19 protein-coding genes and 1 pseudogene are annotated in these 25649 nt (G+C 44.8%); all 20 read right to left on the bottom strand.

Going from position 1 to position 25649, the window contains the following annotated elements; all coding sequences use genetic code 11:
• Positions 1 to 11 precede the first annotated feature (11 nt).
• Positions 12 to 4385 carry a CusA/CzcA family heavy metal efflux RND transporter gene (locus tag BELBA_RS06240; protein WP_014771895.1) on the bottom strand — a complete coding sequence of 1458 codons (4374 nt, stop codon included), beginning with the start codon at positions 4383 to 4385 and terminating at the stop codon, positions 12 to 14.
• 145 nt (positions 4386 to 4530) lie between these two features.
• On the bottom strand, positions 4531 to 4929 hold the full coding sequence (locus BELBA_RS19045) for a hypothetical protein (protein WP_014771896.1): 399 nt from the start codon (positions 4927 to 4929) through the stop codon (positions 4531 to 4533).
• A gap of 91 nt (positions 4930 to 5020) precedes the next feature.
• A complete protein-coding gene (locus BELBA_RS06250; RefSeq protein WP_014771897.1) occupies positions 5021 to 7078 on the bottom strand; it encodes a copper-translocating P-type ATPase in 2058 nt (685 codons plus the stop codon).
• An 18-nt stretch (positions 7079 to 7096) separates the two neighbouring features.
• Positions 7097 to 7687 carry a DUF2911 domain-containing protein gene (locus BELBA_RS06255; protein WP_245531142.1) on the bottom strand — a complete coding sequence of 197 codons (591 nt, stop codon included), beginning with the start codon at positions 7685 to 7687 and terminating at the stop codon, positions 7097 to 7099.
• On the bottom strand, positions 7684 to 8397 hold the full coding sequence (locus tag BELBA_RS06260; protein WP_014771899.1) for a PepSY domain-containing protein: 714 nt from the start codon (positions 8395 to 8397) through the stop codon (positions 7684 to 7686). Before BELBA_RS06260 ends, BELBA_RS06255 begins: the two co-directional genes overlap by 4 nt.
• On the bottom strand, positions 8394 to 9707 hold the full coding sequence (locus BELBA_RS06265; protein WP_014771900.1) for an APC family permease: 1314 nt from the start codon (positions 9705 to 9707) through the stop codon (positions 8394 to 8396). The genes BELBA_RS06260 and BELBA_RS06265 overlap by 4 nt, the downstream gene beginning before the upstream one ends.
• Positions 9708 to 9717: 10 nt before the next feature.
• Complete coding sequence (locus BELBA_RS06270; protein ID WP_014771901.1) at positions 9718 to 12060, bottom strand: multicopper oxidase domain-containing protein; 2343 nt, start codon at positions 12058 to 12060, stop codon at positions 9718 to 9720.
• Positions 12061 to 12071: 11 nt separating this feature from the next.
• Positions 12072 to 12443: a class I SAM-dependent methyltransferase gene (locus tag BELBA_RS20450; protein WP_425358380.1), complete on the bottom strand. Its 372-nt coding sequence runs from the start codon at positions 12441 to 12443 to the stop codon at positions 12072 to 12074.
• Positions 12406 to 12990 (bottom strand): annotated as a pseudogene (locus BELBA_RS06275) (class I SAM-dependent methyltransferase); the annotation flags it as partial. The pseudogene BELBA_RS06275 and the gene BELBA_RS20450, both read right to left, overlap by 38 nt.
• A 19-nt stretch (positions 12991 to 13009) precedes the next feature.
• Positions 13010 to 13696: a DUF2231 domain-containing protein gene (locus BELBA_RS06280; RefSeq protein ID WP_014771903.1), complete on the bottom strand. Its 687-nt coding sequence runs from the start codon at positions 13694 to 13696 to the stop codon at positions 13010 to 13012.
• Positions 13697 to 13715: 19 nt separating this feature from the next.
• A complete protein-coding gene (locus tag BELBA_RS06285; protein ID WP_157466061.1) occupies positions 13716 to 14135 on the bottom strand; it encodes a YybH family protein in 420 nt (139 codons plus the stop codon).
• Positions 14136 to 14203: 68 nt separating this feature from the next.
• The gene (locus BELBA_RS19050; protein ID WP_014771905.1) at positions 14204 to 14641 is read right to left on the bottom strand and encodes a hypothetical protein; all 438 of its coding nucleotides are present in this window, start codon (positions 14639 to 14641) and stop codon (positions 14204 to 14206) included.
• Positions 14642 to 14733: 92 nt separating this feature from the next.
• Positions 14734 to 15195, bottom strand: a complete 462-nt coding sequence (locus BELBA_RS06295; RefSeq protein WP_169315099.1) for a 5-fold beta-flower protein — start codon at positions 15193 to 15195, stop codon at positions 14734 to 14736.
• Positions 15196 to 15248: 53 nt separating this feature from the next.
• Positions 15249 to 15827 carry a DUF3347 domain-containing protein gene (locus BELBA_RS06300; RefSeq protein ID WP_014771907.1) on the bottom strand — a complete coding sequence of 193 codons (579 nt, stop codon included), beginning with the start codon at positions 15825 to 15827 and terminating at the stop codon, positions 15249 to 15251.
• Positions 15828 to 15887: 60 nt separating this feature from the next.
• Positions 15888 to 16688, bottom strand: a complete 801-nt coding sequence (locus tag BELBA_RS06305; protein WP_014771908.1) for a prohibitin family protein — start codon at positions 16686 to 16688, stop codon at positions 15888 to 15890.
• Positions 16689 to 16759: 71 nt separating this feature from the next.
• On the bottom strand, positions 16760 to 17566 hold the full coding sequence (locus BELBA_RS06310) for an AlbA family DNA-binding domain-containing protein (RefSeq protein WP_211208404.1): 807 nt from the start codon (positions 17564 to 17566) through the stop codon (positions 16760 to 16762).
• Between the two features lie 85 nt (positions 17567 to 17651).
• Positions 17652 to 18230, bottom strand: coding sequence for a DUF3347 domain-containing protein (locus BELBA_RS06315; protein WP_014771910.1), 579 nt, complete (start codon positions 18228 to 18230; stop codon positions 17652 to 17654).
• 148 nt (positions 18231 to 18378) lie between these two features.
• Positions 18379 to 20163: an efflux RND transporter periplasmic adaptor subunit gene (locus BELBA_RS06320; RefSeq protein WP_014771911.1), complete on the bottom strand. Its 1785-nt coding sequence runs from the start codon at positions 20161 to 20163 to the stop codon at positions 18379 to 18381.
• A gap of 117 nt (positions 20164 to 20280) precedes the next feature.
• Entirely contained in the window at positions 20281 to 21702 is a 1422-nt protein-coding gene (locus tag BELBA_RS06325) for a TolC family protein (protein WP_014771912.1), read from the bottom strand.
• Between the two features lie 10 nt (positions 21703 to 21712).
• Positions 21713 to 25537 (bottom strand): efflux RND transporter permease subunit, encoded by a 3825-nt coding sequence (locus tag BELBA_RS06330; RefSeq protein ID WP_014771913.1) that lies wholly within the window; start codon positions 25535 to 25537, stop codon positions 21713 to 21715.
• Between the last annotated feature and the right edge of the window lie 112 nt (positions 25538 to 25649).

Here is a 25649-nt window from a genome sequence, read left to right on the forward strand (position 1 = left end):
TTGATTTCTTTTTATTGAACGCCTGAGATAAACTCGATCTGGATAATGGTCTGGTTGTGTTGGTTGAGGATGTCCAGGTAGTTGAACCGGACAGTTAAAGCACGATTGAGTCCCTGGATGTATTCCACATAGCCAATTTCCCCGCTTTCAAACCCCTTTTGCGCTTGTTTAAGAATTAGCTCTGCCTGAGGCAGGGCGTTTTGCTCGTAATAATCGAGGCTTGTCAGAAATTTTTGATACTGCTGTATGAGTGACCTTAGCCTGCCCTGCAGTTCGTTAGTCACAGCCTGCAGTCGTGCCTCGCTTTCCTGTTTTCTGAGTTCAGCAGCTTTGATGACCGAGCCTTGTGCCTTTGCTCCAAAAAGTGGAATGGCCACACCCACCTGAAAACCGGTGAAACGGTCGCTGGAGGTGAAGGTGACCGGATTGCCGTCCACATCCTGGGGTCCATTGAGAGACTGGTTGAAATAACCTACCGTGAGATCCGGTAGTAGCCGTGATTTCTCCACCGACTTTTCTCTTTCAGCTACCTCCATTTGTTGGCGGAACCAGGCAAGTGTTGGGTTATTCGCAATGCCTTGCGTATCTAGTAATACACTGCTTTCCCTTGCTTTCAGGTTGCCCACGGTGATATCTATCGGGCTTTCCAGGTTGAGTAAGGTTTGTAGCTGGGTCTGATAGATTTCAATATCGGACTGGTTTTGCTGCAACATGACTTTTATTTCCGCCACCTGCGACTCTGCTGTTGCTTTCTCAAGCAAGTTGCTTTCCCCGGTTTGATAACGAAGACCTGCTGTCCTCACAAAGCGCTGGTAAAGGCTGTCCTGCTCCAGCAATAACTGTCTTCTGCTTTTTTCAAACCAAAGAATATACCAAGTAGCTTTTACCTGCTGCACCAGTTCGTTTTGCGTAGCGTTTTTTCGCCACTCGCTGGCTTCCATTCTCGCTTTGGCCAACTTGCTTTGGTTGGTATAAACCGTTGGAAAGGCTATGGATTGTGAAATATTGAACTGGTTGTCATTATTGTAAATACTGTTGTACTGCCCGTGCGTGAGGCTGAAACTGGTCTTAGACAGATTCCAACTTGCCCCTTTTAGCGCCCGTTCCTGCTGGGTTTGCAGGTCTGCTGCTTTCAGGTTAGGATTGTTTTGAATCGCTACTTGTATCGCCTCATCCAGTGACTGAAAGGAAGCAGGTGATTCCTGTGCCTTTACTTCTTGAAACTGGAAGAAAAAGAGACCGATAATCAACAAAGGTGCTACTGCTCCGGGTTTTACTTTAATCCCTCTTTCAAAATAATAGTAAAGGATAGGCAATACAACCAGTGTCAGGAAAGTAGCAGTGATCAACCCGCCAATCACCACAGTGGCCAGCGGACGCTGAACTTCTGCGCCACCGGACTGGGAAAGCGCCATTGGCAGAAAGCCCATGGAAGCCACGGCAGCCGTCATGATTACCGGGCGCAGACGTACACTCGTGCCTCTGTAGATCCGTTCGAAAATATCGGAGACACCTTCTTTTTTCAGGTGATTGAATTCGCCAATTAGGACAATGCCATTCAGCACTGCTACCCCAAATAAGGCAATGAAACCGACGCCTGCAGAAATACTGAATGGCATATCCCTGAGCCATAAAGCGAGGATTCCCCCGATGGCAGAAAGTGGGATGGCTGTGAAAATCAGGATGCCCTGCTTAATGGAACCGAAAGTGAAATAGAGTAAGACAAATATCAATAGCAGAGCCAAGGGTACGGCCAAGGAGAGTCGTTCACGGGCTTCCACGAGATTTTCAAACTGGCCACCGTAAGACACGGTATAACCGGGTGCAAATACGACCGTTTCCTCAATTTTCTGCTGAAGCTCTGTTACTATGCTTTCGACGTCCCGGTTACGCACATTGAAAGCTACGATGATCCGTCTGCGGGTGTCGTCTCGCTGGATTTGGTAAGGACCTTCCTGGATTTCCACTTCAGCCACCTGATAGAGCGGTATTTGGTGTCCGTCCTTCCGGGCGATGTAAAGGTTCTGAACGGACTCTACATCCTCCCGATTGGTCTTATCCAATCGGACCACCAGATCAAAGCGCCTTTCGTTTTCGTAAACCAACCCTGCAGACGCTCCGGCAAAGGCAGCCTGTACCGAGCGGTTTACGTCCCGGATGGTCAGGCCGTATTTAGCCAATTGATCCCGTTTGTAATTAATGACAATTTGCGGAACACCGGTTACCTCTTCTATGTACAAATCCTCAGCTCCTTCCACACCAGAAGCCAGCCGTCCTATCTGTTCGGCATACTCCGAAAGCTCATTGAGATCCTCTCCGTATATCTTAACCGCTACATCCTGACGAACCCCTGTCATGAGTTCGTTAAAACGCATCTGGATGGGTTGTTGAAATCCAAAAGTAACTCCCGGAATGACCTCCAGAGCTTCGGCCATTTTGTTGGCCAGTTCTTCCCTGTTAGAGGCTGTGACCCATTCATCTTTGTTTTTTAGAATCACCATCATGTCAGCAGCTTCTACCGGCATGGGATCGGTCGGGATTTCTCCTGCACCAATTTTTGATACTACTTGCTTTACTTCCGGAAACTGTTCGAGTAGAATTTTTTCCGCCTGGGTAGTTGCTTCAACCGTATTTTGTAAAGAACTCCCTGTAATCACCCGGGTTTCTACCGCAAAGTCGCCTTCCTCAAGTGTTGGAATAAATTCCCCACCCATATTGGAAAACACCCATAGGGAAGTGCCAAATAATCCAAGCGCAATGGCTAACATTAATGACCGTTTATGCATCGCCCATCGGATTGTCGGGTCGTACAGCCTGTGAAAGAAAGCCATGATCTTGTCTGAAATATTAGGCTTGTATTCTGTCTTTTTACTTAGCACAAGAGCGGACATCATGGGCACATAAGTAAGTGAAAGGATAAAAGCACCCAAAATGGCAAAGCTCACCGTCTGCGCCATAGGGCCAAACATTTTGCCTTCTATCCCCACTAAAGCAAGGATGGGCAGGTACACGATGAGAATAATGATCTCCCCGAATGCGGCTGAGTTCCTTATTTTGCTTGCAGATTGATAAACCTCCTGGTCCATTTCCTGCTGGGTAAGTTTTCTTCCAAGTTTCAGTAAACCCAGGTGATGGAGGGTAGCCTCCACAATGATCACCGCTCCGTCCACAATCAACCCAAAATCAATAGCTCCCAAACTCATCAGGTTGCCCGACACACCAAAGAGGTTCATCATGCCAAAGGCAAAAATGAGCGCAAGGGGAATTACCGATGCTACAATCAAACCTGCACGGAGATTTCCCAGCAGCAGCAACAAAACGAAGATCACGATCAAGGCTCCTTCAGCCAGGTTTTTGCTCACTGTACCGATGGCAGTGTTTACCAATTTTGTACGGTCCAGAAAAGGCTCAATGGTAACTCCCTCCGGCAATGTTTTGCGGATTTCCGCAATCCGGCTTTTTACGTTCTCGATAACTTCAGCTGAGTTTTCTCCTTTCAGCATCATTACAATGGCGCTAACCACCTCGCCTTCACCATCCCGAGTAGTGGCGCCATACCGTACTGCATTCCCAAGCTGTACCTTTGCCACATCTTTTATGAGGACAGGAATTCCATCCTGATTATTTTTGATGAGCATGTTACGGATGTCATCCATGTCGCTTACCAGACCTTCACTTCGGATGAAATAGGCACTGAGGTTTTTCTCGATATAAGCCCCTCCGGTATTCTCGTTGTTTTCTTCCAGTGCCTGAAAAATATCGGCTATAGAAACGTTCATGGCCTTGAGCCTGTCCGGGTCTATGGCGATTTCGTACTGCTTGAGATAGCCACCAAAGCTACTTACATCGGCAACACCGGGCGTACCCAGCAACTGCCTGCGAACTATCCAGTCCTGAATGGTTCGTAGTTCACGGGCGTCATATTGATCTTCATAGCCCGGTTCGGTACCTACCACATATTGATAAATTTCCCCCAATCCGGTAGTAATGGGGGCCATACCCGGCTGCCCCACTCCCGGTGGGATTTGGGCTTGCACATCGGCCAGGCGTTCGTTTACCTGCTGACGTGCCCAATACACATCCACATCTTCTTTGAACACGATGGTCACCACAGACAGCCCAAAACGGGAGAATGAACGGATCTCGTCCAGTTCTGGGATGGTGGCCATGGTGATTTCGATGGGGAATGTGATTAAACGTTCTACTTCTTCTGCCGCCAGAGATGGGGAAGAGGTGATAACCTGTACTTGATTGTTTGTAATATCCGGTACGGCATCAATGGGAAGCTGTGTAAGCGAGTAGCCTCCCCAAATGACCAGGCCCAGCGTGAGCAGGCCAATGATCAGTTTGTTTTTGACTGAAAATTGAATGATTTTATCCAGCATTTATTTTGCATTTTGAATCCTGATTTAATGAATTGATTGGGGCAAAAATGCCCATCGGTGGAATGCCGGACGGCAATAGAAAAACTACACTTTACTTCATTACGCAGTGCAACGAAGTAAAAGTCATTTAAATGTGTCCGGTAAATCAGGCCTTGGGGGGCTGGAAAGAAGATTCTGAGTACTCAGAACAAAGAGAAAAATTATAATGACTACCCTTGGTTTGGGTAGAAAAGTGTAAAGTGGCTATTTCTGGCTGCCCCAGTAAAGGGGTCATGAAAATGTGGACGTGACAGCACTGGTGCTGGCCATGAAAGGGTAGATCATCGTGATCAGAATCATCGTGGTGCCCTTGAGCATCACCCGTATCATTGAAATAAACTTCAGCCAAAAAATCCAAAAATGAATCCCCATCAAATTCCTGATGTTCTTCGTAGTGATCAAAAAGGTTGGGGAGCTTTTGCAGCTCGCAACATAAATCCATACCAGGTGCCATTGCCTGCATCAGGAACAGAAAACTGAACGATATGGATAAGATGGAATTCATTTACCTGCAAATATACGCAAAATAAAGGTGCAAGGGTAGTGCATTTTTTTCACTACCATTGCACTATCCTTATTTCAAAAAAATAGCAGCGTTATAACAACATCTTCCTTTTCAGCAATTGCGCATTAATGGCCACTATGACCGTACTCAGGCTCATGAATACTGCGCCTATAGCAGGACTAATCACCAGACCCGGAATAAATCCTGTGGCCAAAGGCAATGCAATTGCGTTGTAGCCGGTAGCCCAGGCGAGGTTCTGGATCATCTTGTTGTAGGTGGCTCTGCCAAACAGTACCAGGTTGGCAATGTCCTTTGGGTTGCTGTTAACCAATATGATATCGGCTGTTTCGGCTGCCACATCGGTACCTGAACCTACAGCAATACCCACATTGGCTTGTGCCAGTGCAGGGGCATCATTTACCCCATCACCCGTCATGGCTACAAAGTGCCCTTCTTTTTGGAGTTTCTTAATGATTTCCACTTTTTGATGGGGCAGTACTTCACTGTAGTAGCCATCCAGCCCGAGTTTTTCACTGACTGCCTTGGCGGTTTTCTCATTGTCCCCGGTAGCCATGTAGAGCTTCATGCCTTTTTCCCGAAGCGTTTCGATGGCCTTAGGGCTTTCTTCCCTGATTTGATCGGACAAGGCTATGAAGCCAATCAACTTTTCTTCCAAAAGCACAAAAACTATGGTTTCTGCGGCATCAGATCCTGCCTGTTCAGGGATGTTTATGTTGTTTTCTTTCAGATAGCCGGGGCTGACCACTTTCCAGTTTTGTCCATCGATCTTGCCCTGAATGCCCTTGGCCGTCAGCGATTCAAAATTTTCAACCTTTTTCAATGCCAGGCCTGCCTCTTTCGCTGCTTTCACAATGCCTTGTGCAATTGGGTGCTCCGATTGCTGCTCCAGCGAAGCGGCAAAGGACAGCAGTTCATTTTTGTTCATATCATCAGAAAGGCTCTCATATCGTGAGACACCAAATTTGCCTTCGGTCAACGTGCCTGTTTTGTCAAACACCATTGCGGTAATCTTCCGAGCATTTTCAAAAGCAGTACGGTTGCGGATCAGCAAGCCTTTTCCTGCTGAAACAGCAGTGGAAATGGCTACAACTAGTGGTATGGCCAAACCCAACGCATGTGGACAGGATATAACCATGACGGTCACCATTCGTTCCAATGCAAAATCTAAAGGCTTACCCAAGCTGATCCAGGTCACCAGCGTAGCTGTACCGGCACCAATGGCGATGAACGTGAGCCATCTGGCGGCAATGTTGGCCAGGTTTTGGGTTTTCGATTTGGCTTTCTGAGCCTCTTCCACCAGCGTGATCACTTTATTGAGGTAGCTTTCTTTCCCGGTTTTGGACACTTTCACCTTGATGGATTGGCTGCCATTTACTGATCCGCCAATGACCGGGTCGCCCTTGGATTTTTTCACCGGCTTGCTCTCACCGGTGAGCATGCTTTCGTCCAGGTGGCTTTCCCCATCCACCACTGTACCGTCCGCAGGTATTTTTTCATTGGCTTTTATCAGGATGATATCCTCCTTTTTCAGTTCATCCACTTTGATGTCCTTGATATCGTCACCCTGTACCAAATGCGCCTCGGACGGCATCATCTGTACTAATAATTCGAGAGCCTTCGATGCTCCCATTACTGATTTCATCTCGATCCAGTGCCCTAGCAGCATGATGACAATCAGTGTCGCCAACTCCCAGAAGAAGTCCATTCCCTCCAAACCAAAAACCACTGCCGAGCTGTATACGTAAGCCACGGTAATGGCCACTGCGATCAGGGTCATCATACCCGGGTTTTTGTCTTTTAGCTCGTCCCAAAGTCCTTTAAGAAAAGGCCAGCCCCCATAAAAGAAGACAATAGTAGAAAGCCCAAAAAGGACGTACTGATCACCAAAAAAGGTCAGCTCAAATCCCAGTAATTGCTGGATCATGTGAGATAATGCCAGGATCGGTACCGTGAGCACCAGAGAAATCCAAAAACGCTTCTTGAAATCATCGATCATCATGGCATGATGGTCGTGGTGTCCATGCTGATGGTCTGATTTGTTGACGGTTTGATCATCTGATGATTGGCTCTTTTGGTGGTCATCATCGTGGTGATGGTGCTTGTGATGTTCGTGATTATGCTTTTCCATGAGTAAAAATTTTAGTGGTTAATCTGTTTTAAATGGAAGGGAAACACTTAGCTTTTCCCAAGACATGCGGATAGCGCCCGAACCCTCTCTTTTGTCTTCAATGGTATAAGTAAGCCGTTCTGATAGCGGCATTTCTGTTTCAGGTGTTACCTCGATCCTGATAATATCCTCTGCCTGATCGTAATCATCAGCAAGGTGCTGCTCCCAGTTTTTGTTTAGGATCAACGTCCAGCGTTCCTGTCCGGGGATAGTAAAGAATGCATATTTCCCTTTGGGTATGGTCGTACCTTCTATCTCGATTGCTTTGGAAAATTCTATGCTGGTGGCACTGTGGGCACCCGCAACCCAAACTTCGTCAAAAGGTACCAGGCCGCCCCAAATGACCCTACTTCGAACCGCAGGTGAGTGGTAGTACACAGAAACGTGGGCATCACCCACATTGCCATGCGCTTCCTGAGGGATGCTCTTTTTCGAATTATCCGATTGGTCGACCGTAGAGGTTGCGGCTTCCGGCTGATGGTGTTCGTGACCACCATTTTCACCTTTTTTGTTTTGGCAGGATACGATCAGCAATCCCAGTGCAAGTGTGTAAATTAGTTTGTTCATCATTTATTCTTTTTAAGTTTTGAAGTGGTTTTTAAGAAAGTTTTAGAGGATACTGCGTAAAGTGTAAAGCCTGATAGCACTGTAAATAGGCCAAAGACTGAAAATGCCCTGAGCAGCCAATTGTTAAAGTTGTCCCGCCCGGCATAATCCATGGTGTGGAACATCCAAAGAAAATCGAACCAACGCCAACGGCTGTGGCGTACCCGTTCGAAGTTGCCGTTACGGGCATCTACGTAGGCCGTAAGGTTTTCGGGATGCTCAAAGTGGACAGCCCAGGCTGGTAGCGGCCTGCCACGGTATTCATGATGGTTGTCGGTTTCAGTAATCCATTCTGTTTTTAGGATTTCCAGGTTTTTCACGAGATGGTTCTGTGCGATTTCGGCCGCCTCCGTTTCGGTTATGCCCTTTTTGATTTGCCCGGTCAGGGCATTGTAAAGCAGACTATCGTTGACCCAATAATGCGGTTGGTGATTGATGTAGCGAAGCTCAAGGGATGAAATACCAATCGTTGAATCCAATTGTGCCGGACTGATCAGGTTCCGGGGTGAATGGGTCGTGACATGCTCATGGTGGAACTGGTCTCCATGGATTTCGTCAATATCCGTCCAACTGAAATAGAGGCCGCTGACCGTCCACCCAATAAACTGAATGCCTATAAAAATCCCCAGATACCGGTGTGTTTTTCGGATGTAGTAGTTTCTGTTTCGTTTCATTTTTGGGTAGATTTATCTGCTCGACTTAAGAACCATTTTTCACCTGCAAAAACTAGTAGCATCACAGATGCAGAAACAATAAGAACCAAAAGGTCAGATGATGCCTTGATCCATAAGAAAGCTGCCAATACGATGAAATCCAACACCATCGCTGTGAGTACAATTGTTCCATTGGCTTTCACCTCTTTCCTCAAATACTTATATACACCCCAATGAATAATGATGTCCATCACCAAATAAAAAATGGCTCCTATGGAAGCAATTCTGGACAGATCAAAGAAAATAGTCAGGATGATAGCGATAAACACCACATACACCAACATATGCTTCTGTATTCGGCCTGACATGCCCAAATGACTATGTGGAATAAGTTCCATATCTGTAAGCATAGCCGTCATACGAGAGACTGCAAAAATGCTGGCAATCACTCCCGAAATAGTAGCTATTATGGCAATAGCAACGGTAAAATGAAGACCAAAATCTCCAAAAGCAGGCTTGGCAGCTTCAGCAAGTGAGTAATCTTTGGCCTGAATAATTTCAGAGATTGTAAGGCTTGAGTTCACAGCGAAAGCAACCATAAAATACACCACTGTGCATATCAATAAAGAAATAATAATAGACCGGCCAACATTTTTTTTGGGTTCTGTAATTTCGCCACCACTATTAGTAATCGTAGTGAATCCTTTGTAGGCCAAAATGGAAAGTGCTAAGGCCCCAATATAACTGGTTGCTGAATAATCAGTGTTTTCGATGGCTTTTGGTATCAACCCTTCCAGAGAAAAGCCCACTGCCCAGAGAGCTCCTATGGCAAAAATCAGAATTCCGATAATTTTGATAAATGACATGAACTGTGATGACTTTCCTATCAGCTTGTTGCCAGATATGTTAATCAAAAAAGCGCTAACCAAAAGAGCAACACCCAATATGGGAATCCAAAGTTCCTTGTTTTCAACTTCGAACAGTTGTAGGGTATAAGAGCCAAAAGTTCTGGCAACCAGGCTTTCGTTGATTACCATGGATAGTGCCATTAATAATGATGCAGAAGCTGTTATGGTTGATTTACCATAAGCTTTTTTCAAAATCATGGCTATCCCCCCAGCCGAAGGATACGTATTTGAAACTTTGATGTAGGAGTAAGCACTAAATGCTGAAATGAGAGCTCCCAAAACGAAAATGTAAGGAAACCAGGTCCCTGACAGTTCAGCCACCTGGCCCAATAATGCAAAGATTCCTGCACCGATCATTACACCAGTGCCTAAAGCAATTGATCCTAATAAACTTAAACTTCCTTTTTTATAACTTTCTTCCATAACTTCCTAATTAAAACATGACAGATAATCCGCCCCCTGCTCCGAAGCGGTTGTCATAGCTTGTCATCAGTGAAAAATTCTTAGAAAGCATGTATTGTGCACCGGCACTCCATACAATTTCTTCTTTGTAATTTTGGCCGGCCTCCAGACCGTTTACCAATCCTGCATCAATTTGATATTCGTAATAGCCAAAAATTGATAACTTCGGAAATATCATCAGCGATCGACCGATTCCAATTCTAGGCCGAAGCTCATTATCTATCCTTAGGTCAACATTGAACATATAAGGTGTAAACCACCGGATACCAGCCACGGCAATTGTCTTCATATCATCCAAACTATTCCTGGTGGTATTCTCAACATTAATACCTCCAAAAACCCTCAAATAATCGTACAGATAATACTCATAAGAAAATTCAGCTTCCAGGTTCTGATTCCATCCGTATTCCATTGATAAATTGAATTGATTGCGGATGTTTGAGGTGGTCAGATTTACGGTTGTATTATGTGAAGCAACATCTGCCATTCCCCAACTATAGAAGCGGTTGGTTTCGTGAATCAGTTTGGAAATGGGAAAGGGTTTCATTCTAGGGTCTTCCGGGGTATCATAGCTGACTACACGTGCCATTCCTCCCATCATGTGATAAAGAAGATGACAATGAAAGAACCAATCTCCATATTCGTTCCCGTAAAACTCAATTGTAACTTTCTGCATCGGGGGTACATTCACCGTATGCTTCAGGGGCGAGTAGTCCCCGTTTTCGTTGATGACACGGAAAAAATGGCCGTGTAAGTGCATAGGGTGGTGCATCATAGTCAGGTTATTGAGGGTGATTCGGGTAATTTGCCGCTCTTTGATTTTTATCTTGTCAGTTTCTGACAGTGGAATCCCATTCATGCTCCAGATGTAGCGGTTCATATTCCCAGTAAGATTGAGCAGGATTTCATTGACTGGAACATCCTTTTCGTAAACCGTTTTATTAGGTGATTTGAGGTAATTATAATTGTATTCTGAAAACATTTCCATGTTTTCCATCCCGGCCATGTCAGCCATAGGGTCACTTGACGAATCCATTTGGGAGCTTTTATCATTAGACATATTGATTCCGGAATGATCCATTTTGGAGCCCTCTTCCTTATTTCCGGCCATATTCATACCCGGCATATCATTATCCGGGTTTTTGTCGCCTTTCATTTGCATTCCCCAGTTCTCCATCATTTTTTGGGGATCGTCCTTTTTAGGATTAAATTTTAGGGCAGGAGCCCCCATGCGCATGTCCATTTTTGCCATTTGCATCATCATCCCTATTTTATCAGGGCGGGGAACATCTTCGGCTGCTAAAACTTCACCTTGGCCCAAAAAAGCAGAGGCTGTTCCCGAACCATCCTGAGCGGTGGCCCGAAATTCCATCTTTCCACTTTCCGGAATATTTACAATAAAATCGTAGGTCTCCGCAATGGCAATAAATGTTTTATTGCGCTTGACCGGCTCAACGTTTAGTCCATCAGCCGCAACTAAAGTGGGCTCCTCACCACCAAACGTCATCCAAAACGAGGTAGAAGCTGCCCCGTTAATAATTCTTAGCCTAACCTTTTCTCCCGGTTTGAAATTGGGATATTCCTGAATTTGTTCTCCATTTACTAAAAAGGCCGGGTAATAAATGTCGGCAATGTCAGCACTTTCCATTCTCTGCCTCCAGAAGTTTAACTGTGCTGCCAAAGCGCCTCTGGCAATAACCTGATTTAAGGGGGTAGCCGTACCTTTTCGCCAATTGTACCATTCAGTTCCTCGTTTCAAAAAACGGAGTACGTTCATGGGCTTTTCATTTGTCCAGTCAGATAGCATTATGACAAGTTCTTTATCGTAAGCCAGGGTTTCTTCTTTGGGATGGATGACAATAGAGCCAAAAACACCACTCTGCTCCTGTAGCATGGTATGTGAATGATACCAATAGGTACCGGCTTGTTTCAGGGGAAATTCGTACTTCTGTGTTTCCCCAGGCGCGATGGGCGGAGTGGTGAGGTAAGGAACCCCGTCATAAAAATTTGGCAACAACAAACCGTGCCAGTGAATGGAAGTTTCTTCATCCATCTCGTTTTTTACATATATTACGGCATATTCACCTTCAGTAAAAGTAAGTGTGGGTCCCGGGACACTGCCATTAATGGCCATTCCCATGACTTCTTTGCCTGCCTTGTTCACTGCCAGCTCATTTATGGAAATGGCATATTCTCTTACAGGAAGATTATCAGTGTTGCCTTCGACTGATTTTTCAGTGAGGTTTTGTGCCCTCGTAGACAGGCTAAGCAACGAAAAAGAAATGGTCAAAATATAGTAGAATCTTAAGTTCATGATTTCCGTAATTAAATTTGATTTTTGATTGTTAACGATTTAGTGCCCTCGTAATAGCAAAATGACCCGATACGGGTATTAATAAAGCCAGTCTCCCTCACATCTGAGAAACCGGCCTCACGTATGTAATCAGGCAGCAAACCCTTTACATTGGCCGTAGTGGTTTTGAAACCATCCAGCAACTGCACAGTGTAAAAGGCCATGCGCATCCATCGGTTCTTTGCTTTGCCCCAATCGCCAATGATGAGCTTGCCGCCCGGCTTCAATACACGGTAGATTTCCCTGAAACAATGTGGCCTTGGTTTCATCATCCAATTGGTGAAATACCAGACAACTGTAAGCCTTGTCAAAAACAGCATCATCATAGGGAAAAATATCTCCATTGTAGAGTTGGAGGTCAACCAAGATGTCTTTGTCTTTGAGTTTTGAAAAAGCTATTTCCCTTACTTTCGGATCAATGTCCAATCCGAAAAATGAAGAGTTGGGAGACTGTGAAGAGGCAATCGCCAGATTGGCTCCTGTACCATAACCAAATTCAAAAATTTGCTCCAGAGGTTCGGGTTTTAAACGGTTAATTAACTCGTTTCTAAATTTCTTTTCCGGCATGGTGATGCGTATGGTAGCATCGTACCATGCTGTAAGAAAATCATACCCGAGTGCGGGTATGAATTTCTTCTCAGTTTTATGTACATGATCTTTCATTTTTTCTCTCAATTGTTTTTGTTCTAATTTCTCCCAGCCTTGGTAGACCAAACATTTATGTGAACCAAATGCACAAAAAATACAACACTGATCACCCTGAACAGTAATCTTACATTCACAGCCCTTACAATAGAAGCTATTTAGCTGCTCGTTATAAGGTATTCTGCGAACCTGCTGCTGGCCGCATACCGGACAGGTAAGTACCGAATCAAAAAACAATCCGGGCATACAGGTGATTTAAAATCAGTTAATGTCCATGTTCCAATTCCAAAAAATTACCTTGCGGCCCTACACCTTCTATGTGTACCAATTGTGCTCCGTAATGTCCTGCCTGTGCCACGGCATAAGCTGCGCTCAATAACACAACTGCCACAATAGCCATAGCCCATCTTTTTGATTGGAAAATGAACAGGTTGATTCCTTGCAATAGCAAGCCGATAAATCCAAGATTGATTGTCCAGTCAGCCCAGAAGTCGTGTTGTTCCAGCACGAGCTTGGCATGTTCGGTTAGTCCGTGCGTATGCGGATGGAAGTTTCTGCCGGCCAAGTACGCAGCAATAAAACCTACCAGCACCAGGGCAAAGGCTGTCCACGCCAATTCCTTTTTGATGAAATAGATGTTGACAACCGCCAGAAGGGCTCCCACAATCAGCAATACGATAGCGAAATGGACAATTAGCGGGTGGATTGTAGGAAAATCCGCAAGGTCAGCCGTAACCTTTTTTTCGTGGTGTGCATCTTGTGGATGCGCATCATGGCTGTCTGCCTCGCTGGTATGGGTGTGGTCTTTATGCCCTTCCTCGGTGGAATGAGCATTCATCACGGTATCCGCTTGTTGGGCGGTACTGTCTTGTTTGCTTTTGTGGCCGTCATGAGCCGATACGGTTGCTGTAGCAAATAGTACCAGTACAACTGCTTTTAGAGTATTTTTCATTGTCATATTATTTAGTTGGTTAATGATTGGTCTGTGGTTTTCTTGCTGATGAATGGGTTTGCCATATTTTCCATTGACCGTTTTCTTTTTTCAAAATGCTGGAGGCAACACCTTTTCGCTCAATAACTGATTTGTCATTGCTTATCACAATTGTGTATATGTAGGTTTCAGTGGCAAAGGCAAATGGCAAAGCGACTTCAATGGCTACTTCATAGTCACTAAACTTGAAAGATTCGAAATGATGGAGCTCCGGGCCCAGGTGGTTAGCCAGATAGTCCTGATATCGGCCTTCAACTTTGCCTGATTCAACAACAATTGATTGCGATACAAATAAATTACCTGTGCCCGTTGTGTCGAGGCTTTCAATGGCCTGTTTGTATGATTCCAGGACTTGTTTTACCTGGTTAATTTCATCCGACTGTTGCGCTTGAGTCTTCACGGCCACTATGGCAGCAAGACCTAAAAAAGCAGTTTCAATTTCATAGATTTGGGGTTACAGGATTGTTTTTAGTTTTTCTTAAATGCGTTGTAATTGGCCTCTGATTCAAAGTAGGCAACTGCACCTTGCGGGTTAGTCACTACTATAAATGCTTCTGATTTATCTACCGGATTACCACTAAAAGGGTCGATGGCGATCCTTGCACTTTCTATATTGTTGAGCTTATCCACGCACATTTCGCAGCAACCAAAATAGGTTTTGCCATTGACCGGTACCGGGATTTGCGGCTTGCCCATGTAGGCGTCATTCACCATGCATACCAGGCTTGGTTCCACCGGTCGCTCAATTTCATCTGGGCTATAGCCTATAGAAGGCTGTAGCTGCTGATGGTTAATCCAATACACCAATGCTGTGGCTGTCACTAATAATGCCGCAATGGTCAGGTAGACATACACCAGATTCCGGGTAGATGTCTTAGGGTTGTCTTTGTTGCTTTTCTTCTTCATGACTTTTCCGTTTGGTGCCTGATGGAAGAGTGGCGGCAGGATTGTATGAATGACAACCTACACAAGGGCCACTCTCCAACAGGGCTTTAATTTTACTTATCTTCCTCTTTTTTCATTTCCTGTTCCAAGAAGAAACAGTGAGCAGCACACGCATGTAGTTTATAGTTTTTGTGTACCGTGCCTTTTTTGTGACCTTCCGGATCAAGAATTTCACATATCTCCGAATTACCTTTCACAGTTACCACATTTTCACCCTGATTGTTGTAATAGCTTCCGTTCTTCTTTGCTTTTCCGAGAGGTTTTCCATCGGCATCGTAAACCTTGCCATTTTCAATGAAACCTAATTTTTTGCCTTCATTGTTGTACACAATGTCTTCTTTGCTGATGTAACCAAGCTTTGTCCCATGTTCGTCCAGGATCTCTCCTTGGGCATTAATGTTTCTAAGCTTGTAATTATGCGCTTTATAACCGCTCTTTTGCTGGGCAAAAGAAATACTTGCTGCGAGCAGCATTCCTACCAGGAACGCGATGCTCATGATGAAATGTTTTTTCATCTCTTTATGTTTGACTGTCATATAAATCACATCCTCAATGGACAATGATCTGCTTACTGAATAGTCTCCTTTACAGAGCCACAGGTTAGCATTTTTTGTCCTAAATAAGGATTCTTTATTTCTTGAATGAGACTCAGCCATGTAGCTCCTTTACCACCATTGGCCATTGGGCAATACTGATAAAAAACTGTTTGATCTTCCGTTCCAAATGCTTTTACACTTTTATATAATGTTTCGTTGTAAGTGATAAAAACTTTTCGCTGATCCTCAATCGAACTTGCAGATTTCATAGCTTCAATTTGGCTTTTCAGAACTTTTGATTGATTCATCCAATCCATGTGTGCCTCACCTGAAAGCAATTTCATATCCACGGCTGTTAAAGTTGTCGTAACATTTTCAATTGCATTTTTAACGTCTTCGGCCTCACCGGTTACAAAAGCGTCGTTCAACTTTTGATTGGCTGTCATGACACTGGCGAGCTGTTCCCGAAAAGCCTTGTCCACATCATGTTTCATGACCATATCGCCGTGATCCAAGGATGAATGATCCATATTATGATGCTCATGCTGACCATTTACCTTCAGGGTAAATGCTGCCGTTAATAATCCTATTATTATTACTATCGTTTTCATTGTTTTTCATTTTTTGATTTTTAATTATTGTTTTTTTTGATTTAAGTACTCATACTTGCTTTACTCATCAGTATTGACGATGATAGGTAAACCATCAGCTCCAACAGGTATGAAATAAAATTTTGCATTATTGCTGCCAGTTAATTTATCCTGAACCTCGAGGGCCTTATATTGGAGATAAGTTTTAGTCAAACCTGAATCAATGATTTGCTGTGCATCTCTCTGCCCCTTAGCCCTGATCCTCTGGATTTCAGCCTCCTTGTCGGCAATTTTCATTTCATAGTCCTTCTGTTCTATGTCCTGCTCGACTGCCAGTTTTTTATTGACGGCGCTCGTTACCACTTCGGGATACTCTATGTGATCGACTGTCACATTATCAAATTCCAGGTGCTTTGCTCTGGTATCTTCAACCAATCGTTCGAAAACTGTTTTTTCTATCTCCGGACTTTTAGGTGAAACATCACTATACTTGTAATTGGAAAACACATTTCTGGTGAGGCTGATAAACTCCGGACGAACAACCTTGTTGTAATAATCCTGTCCGACCTCCAGTTCCAGTTCCGGCAATTCGGCTTCTATTGGCCGCAACGTAACTGAGACGGTCAAATTTATATGGAGTTCATCTTTGGTCAGAACAGCCACATTTTCTTTATAGGTTTGCCATTGAACATTGTATTTTACCATACCATTCCATGGCCAGTTCCATACGATACCATCCTTGTAAACTTTTTCCGTGATCAAACCTTTACCATATGGTTTCCATTTCATGGCTTGTTGACCTGATTTGACTACCGAACAGGCTGACAGTCCTAGGGAAAAAATTAAGGATAACAACAAATAATTATAAGTTCTTGTTTTCATCTTGATATTATTTTACTTGAATTCACTTTTGATTTACAGGATTTTGCATCTTTCATGCATGTCTCTCGTTTTTAAATTTTCCTTCTCGTTTGCAGGTATTTGACAGTTTCGCTTGTTGTAAGCGGGGTTGTTACGTTTCCTGCTCTTAGATAGAAGACGGTATTATTCCTCTCGCTCAGGTAAACCGGCCGCGAGGAGGGATCAATATAGAGTGCACAAATTTCCCGGTCCTGAATGGTGTGGAAAGCAAAATGGATCCTTGAGCAAATATCTTTACCGAATGAATTGGACACCAGCAGGATAATACGTTCCTGGAATCCATCCTTATTTTGCTTTTTTAAAGACCAGTAATCATTGGCAAGTCCTAGTATTTCACCATAATCATCTACCCCGATGATCAAAGTTCCCCCTTTTGCATTCAGGAAGCCGGCAATTTCCTTTAATACAACCAATTCAATGTTTTTGTCGGTTTTTACCTGTCTGTAATCGTGCCGTAAAGAGGGCTTGAATTCAACAAATTCAGTTTTTCCGTTAGCAATCAGGCTGGGGATACTTTGCTGAAGCAATTGGTGCCTTCCATACAAAAGATATTTCTTCTTTTTGATGGATTTGTAATAAATACCTGATCCCAAACCGCCTAATAATCCCAAAGTTGTAAAGGCTAAGGACATGGGCATCATGTGAAAGCTGAAAGAATGAACCATGCTATCATAGAAAACCCGTTCCACTTCAGTCCAGCTGAACGCCGAGTTGTTCGTCTCCACCCAATGGATGACCATACTTACCGGATGTAGAAAGAAATACCCAATTAATAATCCAAACAGGGAATGGAGGATCAACTCCTTATTGTTCTTTATTATGAAATTAGCTGTGGCCATTCGCATGATCTAGAAATTTGCTTGTTAAAAAGCCTGAAGGAGCAGAAACTCCTTCGTGGCTGCCTTTTCTCCTGGTATTTTGATCCTAATGGTTATGCCCACCTCCCGATGGCATCGGCATGGGTTCTTTCTTTTCCAAAGTTCCCAGTCCCTTGATGTAAGCCTCTTTCACCTCACCGCACTTCAGCATGGACTCGCCGAGATAAGGATTCCTGATCTCTTCGGTTTCACTGAGCCAGTAGGCGCCCTGGTTGTTAAAAGCCATGGGGCAATAGTCCAGGTAGATTTTTCCTTTAGTGAGTTTCCCGCTTTTCACCAATGCGGCCATTTCGTTGCTTAAGGCGGTAAAAGCCTTTCGCTGGTTTTCCAGTGAACCTGCCTGTGCAACTTTGGCCGCCTCTATATGGACTTTATCACTTCCTTTTACATTGTGAAGAGCTTTCACCAAAGATTCAGAAGCAGATTTTGCTTGCTGAAAATCAGAGGCCACCAAAGCATTCTTCAAATGAATGTAGTGCGTGTAGGAAGATCCCAGCGCCTTGTCTTTGAACATGGGTTCCATCTTTTCACTGCTTGCTTGTGCGCCATGCGCTGCATGGTCGTGTTGTGCGGTTGCTCCCCAGCTTACTAAAGCCAGGCATAGCATGATCATTGTTTTTTTCATTTTTCTATTTGTTTAAAGGTTAAATACTTGAATCAGTGCGAGACCAGTGACCAGAAGAATGACTATTCCCCAAGTAATCCGGCTGCCCCATTTTTTTATTTTAGATAGAGATGATTCATCTCCTGTTTTGCAGCAAGATTTCATTGCTTTAGTGATTATGCCCACCAGCTACTTGCTTGGCTGGCTCTCCTTCCTCAAAGACTTTTTGGCCTTTGAGATAAGTCTTTTTCACCTCTCCACAAGACAGCATGGCCTCTCCGTAATAGGGGTTCAGGATTTCCTCCGATTCACTGAGCCAAAAAGCCCCTTTCTTGTCAAAAGCCATGGGGCAGAAATCTTTGTATACTTTATCTTTCTCCAACCCGAAGGACTCTGTCACTTCCAGTATGCTTTCTGAAAGCATCGAGAAGTGTTGCCGCAGGCCATCGAGGTTTTCTTCATCCTGCATCATTTTAGTTGCTTCTGAAAGCTGCTGTTTCAAAGCCATCCAATGATCATGTGCCTGGCCTTTCAGTTCGTCCATGGCAATTTGGTTCAAGGCTTCCCGTAACTGTTCCAATGCGGATTTTGTCGCCTTAGCATCATCAGCGACCAAACCATTCTTTACTTTGAAATATGCATCAGCCAAGGCTGTGATTTGTTGACGGAAAGACTGGGGAACTTCCATAGTTTTGGTTTTTGGTCGCATGAGCATGCTGTAGTTCCCTGAAAGCTGTGCGGCAGCATCAATGGAAAATACTCCATTGGTTACTATTTCTTCTCCAGCTTCAAGGCCAACTTCCACCAAGTACATTTCGCCCATACGGGAACCTATGGTGATTTCCCGCATTTCAAATACTGGAAACTCTGAGTCCTGCACTTTTACATACACAATGGATCGTTTTCCTGACCAAAGCAAAGCTGTACGTGGTATGGCCAAAGATGATTGTCCTTTCCGAAGCGTAGTTTTTACCCGTGCATTGATGAACATCTCAGGCCGCAGTTCTCCACTTCTGTTATTAGCTTCTGCCCGAACGGAGGCTGCCCGGGTGCCGGGATTGATGACCGGATCGATGTAAGTTACCCTGGCTGTAAATGTTTGACTTGGAATGCCAACGGCAGTAAAGCTCACTTCATCACCAATCTTCACAAACGGAAGGTCTGTTTCATATGCATCGATCATGATCCACACCCTGCTCAAATCCACAACATCAAACAGTATGGATCCGGTGTTTACATAATCGCCTACTGCAATGTTTCGCTGGGTCACTATACCTCCTTTGTCTGCGAGAACATCAAATTGATCCCTTACTTTTCCTGTTTTTTCTATTTCATCGATTTGGTTTTCATTGAGTTTCCAAAGCCTGAGCTTCTCACGTGCAGCAGTGTAAAGTTCTGGGTAGGTCTCTTTAGTAGAGGCAGCTTCCAATAATTCCTTTTGGGCTGTAACCAACTCAGGCGAATAAATGGTGGCCAATCGCTCCCCGGTTCGTACCACCTGCCCGGTAAAGTTTACAAAGAGCTGCTCTATTCGCCCGGGAAATTTTGCCGTAACGGAAGCCAACTGGCGTTCATCGGCCTTCACTTTACCGGTAAGGAAAAGCTCACCTTCAGGTGACACTCCTGTAACCCTGGAGGTATGGATATTGGCCATGGCCACCGCCTCGGGTGTCATTTCATGAACCAATGGATTCGAACTGGCTGATGACCGTCTGGTAGCAGCAGGTATTAAATCCATTCCGCAAATCGGACAGCTCCCCGGTTCCGAGAGCCTGATTTGTGGGTGCATGGAACATGTCCAAACTTCATCGATAGATTCATCGTGATCATGAACGGCCATTTCTGTATCCTCATGATTTGGAGAAGGTTTTACTAACCAACCCAAAGTGCCTCCGATCACTAATGCCATCAGCAAGGCGAGGAGGACTTTTTTATTTTTAAATAACTCTTTCATGTGTATATATTTTGTTTTTTAACTGTCACATGGAATCTCGCATATCTATACTCATGCCTTTGAGTGTAATTTTTGACATGCTCGATTTCATCGTTTTGTATTTTTGATAATGATTTATTATAGTTCGGTAGCAGCAAGCTTTTCCAGTGTAGCAATGGTGGTGTGCTGATCCGCAATGGCAGTAATCAGGCTGAGCTGATAGTCCAATAGTTGCTGCTGTATCCTTAGCACTTCCTCAAAATCCTTCCCATCGGTGGCATAGCTGGTCATGAGCAGGTTCAGGGTTTGCTTTGCCAGATCGGTTTGCTCTCTGTACAGCCTTGTTCTCCTATTTGCATCATCCAGGTCACGCATGGCGCTTGACCATTGCGTTGAGAGTTGGTTGACCGTGTTTTCTCTTCGTTGCTGCACTGCCAATTGCCTTAGCTCCGCCTCCTTTTGCAAGGCATTGTACTTTTTACGGTAAATGGGTATGGTTAACCTGACCATAGGCATCACCATGTCATTGCCACCCATTGGCATACCATCTTCAATTCGTGGAGAAAAAGGGATATAGTTTACCCCAGCCCCCAGCATGGGTCTGCCTTCCAGTCTGGCTATTTTCTTTTGTGCTTCATACGCCTGTTCCTCGGCATCCAGCATTTTCAGCAGCGGGTTGTTTTGGGTGATGCTGTCCAGTATTGCCAATCGTTCCAAAGGCAGTGCTGTATCAGTCAGTAAATCCACTGGTGACACACGCTCATCGAAGTTACGGTTGAGGAGTTGGTTGAATTCTGCGACAAGTGGTACCCTGGAATCTCTTAGTAGAGCCAGTGTATTTTCCAGCTCCTTGATTTCGATCCTTACCCTAAGCACATCACTCATACCAGATTTACCCTCGCCCATTGATGCGGATGAGTTCATCGAAGAATTACTCTTTGCGCTGTTTTTACTTGTAGAACCACTGTTCATACTTCCTCCCATACCACCAGTAGAAGATGTTGATGAGGTGGAGTTACCACTGCTCATCGTAGCATTCCCCGACATACCGGAAGAACTTGAACCACCCCCTGTACCTGGACTCTGAAAACGGATAAGTGCCAGTCGCTCATACTGTTTCAGGATTTCGAGGTTTTCTTCGGTAATCCTGATTTCCTCTTCCAGCCGATATAGCTCATACCAAGTGGCTTTTACTTGAAAAAAGAGGCTGTTCCTGGCATCACGGAAGAGCTCATACCGGGCAAGAGCCATTTTGCTGGCTTCATCCTTTTGGGTTTTCAGCATCCCAAACCAAGGGAACGTCTGCATCAGTTGAATGTCTGCCTGCTGGTTGCCCATAAAGCGCTCCATTGGCTGAATGAAAATGCCCATACTCAACTCAGGGTCGGGCAATGCGCCCACCTGAGGCACTTTCTCCATAGCTGCCAGGTATTCATTGAAGTATGCCTTCAGCTCCGGATTATTTTCTGCGGCAATCCGAAGGTATTCTTCCAGACTTTGTGAAAGTCCGGGAACCTGTACCCCCAGACAGAAAAGCGCTATTATTACTAATTTTCTCATGTCTTCTTTTTTATGATTCCGAAAATACTTCAGGATTGTTCCTTAACCTTCTTTCCCCCCACCAACTATACAAAACAGGTACAATCAAAAGGGTGATTAAGGCAACCACCATTCCCCCGAACGATGGTATCGCCATGGGAATCATAATGTCTGAACCCCTGCCTGAAGAAGTGAGTACAGGTAGCAGCGCCAGCAGGGTTGTGGCAGTGGTCATCAGACATGGCGTTACCCTTTTCATACCCGCCTCCAAAACTGCTTTTCGTACCTCTTTGATATTTTTCGGGCTGTGCTTTTCAAAGCTTTGTGTGAGGTAGGAGGCCACCACCACACCATCATCAGTGGCAATCCCGAACAAGGCAATAAAGCCAACCCAGACCGCCACACTCAGGTTGTAGGTTTTCATCTGGAACAATTCCCGCATATTGGTACCAAAGACTGAAAAGTCGAAAAACCAGCTCTGCCCGTAGAGCCAGAGCATCATGAAACCTCCTGCAAAGGCCATTGCGATGGCAGTGAAAACCATCATACTGGTAGCCACAGATTTAAATTGGAAGTACAGGATGAGGAAAATGGCTATCAAACACAGGGGGACTACAATGGCCAGACGTTTTTCTGCGCGGATTTGGTTTTCATAACTGCCCGAAAAAACGTATCGTACCCCGGCCGGAACTGTCAATTCTCCCGAATCTATTTTTTCCTTAAGATACCGCTGGGCATCCTCCACTACCGTCACCTCTGCAAATCCCTCTTTTTTGTCCAACAGCACGTACCCAACCAGAAAAGTGTTTTCCCCACGGATCATTTCAGGGCCTGGACGGTAAGTAATATTGGCCAATTGCCCCAGTGGAATGTATGATCCTGTGGGGGTTGGTACCTGCATGGTTTCTATGGAAGAAGGATCATCTCTCCATTCTCTTGCGTAGCGTACCCTGATGGGGAAACGCTCCCTTCCTTCAACAGTCCTGCTGATTTGCATGCCGCCAATGGCTGTTTCCACATAGTCCTGAACATCTCTGATACTTAGACCATATCTGGCAATCTGTATGCGGTCGATATCAATTTCCAAATAGGGTTTCCCTACAATTCGATCCGCAAACACTGCTTCGGCCTTAACAGAAGGGATTTCTTTCAGGTATTTTTCCAGTTGAAGTCCAAATCCTTCAATAGTTGCGAGATCCGGCCCATAGACCTTTATACCCATAGGTGCCCGCATTCCGGTTTGTAACATCACCAGGCGGGTTTCAATGGGCTGCAATCTGGGAGAGGAGGTTACTCCCGGAATATTGGCCACCCCTAAAATTTCATTCCATATATCATCCGGGGATTTAATATGGTCACGCCATTGACGGAAATACTCACCATCTGAATCAGGAATGAGCATCCCGACATCTATTTGCTCTGGAGACATGGTTTCATGGTTGTATAGCTCTCCGTTCTTCAGTTCAAAATGCCCATCTCTATTAACTTTAAAGCGAAGTTTAGTCCCATTGATATCAGAAACATATTCACTTTTATAGCTGATGGTATTTTCAAACATGGAAATGGGAGCAGGGTCAATTGCCGTATCTGCCCGACCGGCCTTACCTACTACCATCTCTACTTCGGGAATAGCGGTTACCAGCATATCCAGCTCTTTCAATACTTCCCTGTTTTCTTCCACACCTGCATGAGGCAAAGATGTTGGCATTAGCAGGAAGGTTCCCTCATCTAGTGAAGGCATAAATTCCTTGCCCATTGAAGGGAAAGCTTTTGCCATCGCTGACCAGCCAGAACTTTCTCTTATATCCCAGCCCATTTTTTCTGTTGCTTTTGGAATGATGCCAAATACTTTATCGAAACCCATCCATATAGTGGCTCCAAGTAAAAGAATGATGGCGGGAAGTGTAAAAAACAGTGCTTTATGATCAAGGCACCACATCAGTATTCGGGGATATAGGCGGATGAACAAGGAAAAGCCCCCCAGCACCACTGCAATAATGGTTGCAATAAATAGGAAATTGACTAGCAAACTATTGGAAACACCTAATGGAACCCATTCGACAGTCAGTAGCCAGGCAACCATGGCTACCGTAAAACCGACAAGCATCAGGTTCCGGTGTTTTCCGAATTTTTCCGGAAAATGGTGTAATAATACATTGATTACCCCAAAACCAAAGAGTACCCATCCTGCCCAGTTCCAAACCGTAAATGCTACAATAGGGCCTGTTATTATCAAAAGGTAATTGAAATATTGCCCAAATCGTCCTTTACCTTTTTTCATAGAGAAAATCCAATGGGCAAAAGCGGGCATAATGATGAGCGTAAAAATCAGAGCCGATACCAATGCAAAAGTCTTTGTGTAGGCCAATGGTCCGAAAAGTTTTCCCTCTGCTGCCTGAAGTGTAAAGACAGGTAAAAAACTGACAATGGTTGTGCTTACTGCTGTCAGGATGGCGGAAGCCACCTCTGTTGTAGCGTCATAGACAGTTTTCAGTTTGGATTGGCCATCAGGAGCCTCATCCATGTGACGGAGTATATTTTCATTGAGGATAATGCCCAGGTCAACCATAGTACCTATGGCAATGGCGATACCCGACAAGGCCACAATGTTGGCATCTACCCCAACGTATTTCATGAAAATGAAGCACATCAACACCGCCAGAGGCAACAAAGCGGAAATGAGAATAGAGGCCCTCAGGTTATACAACATCACAATAATGACGATGATCGTAATGAGTATCTGTAAGCTTATTGCCTCGCTAAGTGTACCCAGGGTTTCGTAAATCAAGCCGGAACGGTCATAAAAGGGAACAATAGTAACCTTTGATACCGTACCGTCTTCCAGGGTTTTAGTGGGCAAACCCACGGCTATCGTTTCAATTTCTTCCTTTAAACTATTAATGATTTTAAGCGGATTGTCACCATATCGGGCGATTACCACTCCACCAATAGCATCGGCACCTGATTTGTCTAGTAAGCCGCTCATATTCCGTGGTTGAGGGCCGATATTGACCTTTGCAATGTTTTTTATGCGAAGCGGTACATTATCCGTGACTTTTACCACTGCCTCGTCCAAATCACTTAGTTTTTTAACATACCCGAGTCCTCTGACGAAATAATCTACCCGGTTGACCTCAATGGTATTGGCTCCAACATCGATGTTGCTGTTTTTTACGGCCTGCAACACATCCACCAGGGAAACCCCATGCTCCTTGAGGGCAGCAGGATCCACATCCACCTGGTATTCCTGGACATACCCACCTACAGAAGCTACTTCGGCCACACCTTCCACTGCCGTGAGGGCGTAGCGTATGTAATAGTCCTGGATGGTGCGCAGTTCGTGTAAGTCCCATCCTCCGGTAGGGTTTCCGTCCTTGTCCCTGCCTTCCAGCGTGTACCAATACACCTGCCCCAGGGCGGTGGCATCAGGACCAAGCTTGGGTTGGACACCCGAGGGCAATAAGCCGGCAGGTAACGAGTTGAGCTTTTCCAGTACCCTTGACCGGCTCCAGTAAAATTCAATGTCTTCGTTGAAGATGATGTAGATGCTGGAAAAGCCAAAGGCAGAACTACTTCGAACGCTTTTTACACCGGGCAAGCCAAGTAGGGAAGTGGTAAGCGGGTAGGTGATTTGATCCTCCACATCTTGCGGGGAACGACCCATCCACTCGGTGAAAACGATTTGCTGGTTTTCTCCAATATCCGGGATGGCATCTACGGGTACGGGATCACGTGGGAGGAAACTTGCCTCCCAGTTAAAAGGAGCAGTGACTATGCCCCAGGCTACAATGAGTAGCAATACGAGAACGGTAACGAGCTTATTCTCGAGAAAGAATTTGATAATGGAATTGAGCATATTTTGATTTTGTGATGAATACAATGATTTGATGTTCTGATGGAATAAATCCAACATACCACGTAGCATAGTTGAACCCGGCCGGTAATCAAATTATCGGAGGTTCAGGTCA

It is taken from the genome of Belliella baltica DSM 15883, from assembly GCF_000265405.1.
Taxonomy (GTDB): Bacteria; Bacteroidota; Bacteroidia; order Cytophagales; family Cyclobacteriaceae; genus Belliella; species Belliella baltica.

Coding starts and splice junctions, on each gene's coding strand:
- BELBA_RS06240 (WP_014771895.1), bottom strand. CDS start 4,385: ATGCTGGATAAAATCATTCAATTTTCAGTCAAAAACAAACTGATCATT.
- BELBA_RS19045 (WP_014771896.1), bottom strand. CDS start 4,929: ATGAATTCCATCTTATCCATATCGTTCAGTTTTCTGTTCCTGATGCAG.
- BELBA_RS06250 (WP_014771897.1), bottom strand. CDS start 7,078: ATGGAAAAGCATAATCACGAACATCACAAGCACCATCACCACGATGAT.
- BELBA_RS06255 (WP_245531142.1), bottom strand. CDS start 7,687: ATGATGAACAAACTAATTTACACACTTGCACTGGGATTGCTGATCGTA.
- BELBA_RS06260 (WP_014771899.1), bottom strand. CDS start 8,397: ATGAAACGAAACAGAAACTACTACATCCGAAAAACACACCGGTATCTG.
- BELBA_RS06265 (WP_014771900.1), bottom strand. CDS start 9,707: ATGGAAGAAAGTTATAAAAAAGGAAGTTTAAGTTTATTAGGATCAATT.
- BELBA_RS06270 (WP_014771901.1), bottom strand. CDS start 12,060: ATGAACTTAAGATTCTACTATATTTTGACCATTTCTTTTTCGTTGCTT.
- BELBA_RS20450 (WP_425358380.1), bottom strand. CDS start 12,443: ATGGAGATATTTTTCCCTATGATGATGCTGTTTTTGACAAGGCTTACA.
- BELBA_RS06280 (WP_014771903.1), bottom strand. CDS start 13,696: ATGAAAAATACTCTAAAAGCAGTTGTACTGGTACTATTTGCTACAGCA.
- BELBA_RS19050 (WP_014771905.1), bottom strand. CDS start 14,641: ATGAAGAAGAAAAGCAACAAAGACAACCCTAAGACATCTACCCGGAAT.
- BELBA_RS06295 (WP_169315099.1), bottom strand. CDS start 15,195: ATGAAAAAACATTTCATCATGAGCATCGCGTTCCTGGTAGGAATGCTG.
- BELBA_RS06300 (WP_014771907.1), bottom strand. CDS start 15,827: ATGAAAACGATAGTAATAATAATAGGATTATTAACGGCAGCATTTACC.
- BELBA_RS06305 (WP_014771908.1), bottom strand. CDS start 16,688: ATGAAAACAAGAACTTATAATTATTTGTTGTTATCCTTAATTTTTTCC.
- BELBA_RS06310 (WP_211208404.1), bottom strand. CDS start 17,566: ATGGCCACAGCTAATTTCATAATAAAGAACAATAAGGAGTTGATCCTC.
- BELBA_RS06315 (WP_014771910.1), bottom strand. CDS start 18,230: ATGAAAAAAACAATGATCATGCTATGCCTGGCTTTAGTAAGCTGGGGA.
- BELBA_RS06320 (WP_014771911.1), bottom strand. CDS start 20,163: ATGAAAGAGTTATTTAAAAATAAAAAAGTCCTCCTCGCCTTGCTGATG.
- BELBA_RS06325 (WP_014771912.1), bottom strand. CDS start 21,702: ATGAGAAAATTAGTAATAATAGCGCTTTTCTGTCTGGGGGTACAGGTT.
- BELBA_RS06330 (WP_014771913.1), bottom strand. CDS start 25,537: ATGCTCAATTCCATTATCAAATTCTTTCTCGAGAATAAGCTCGTTACC.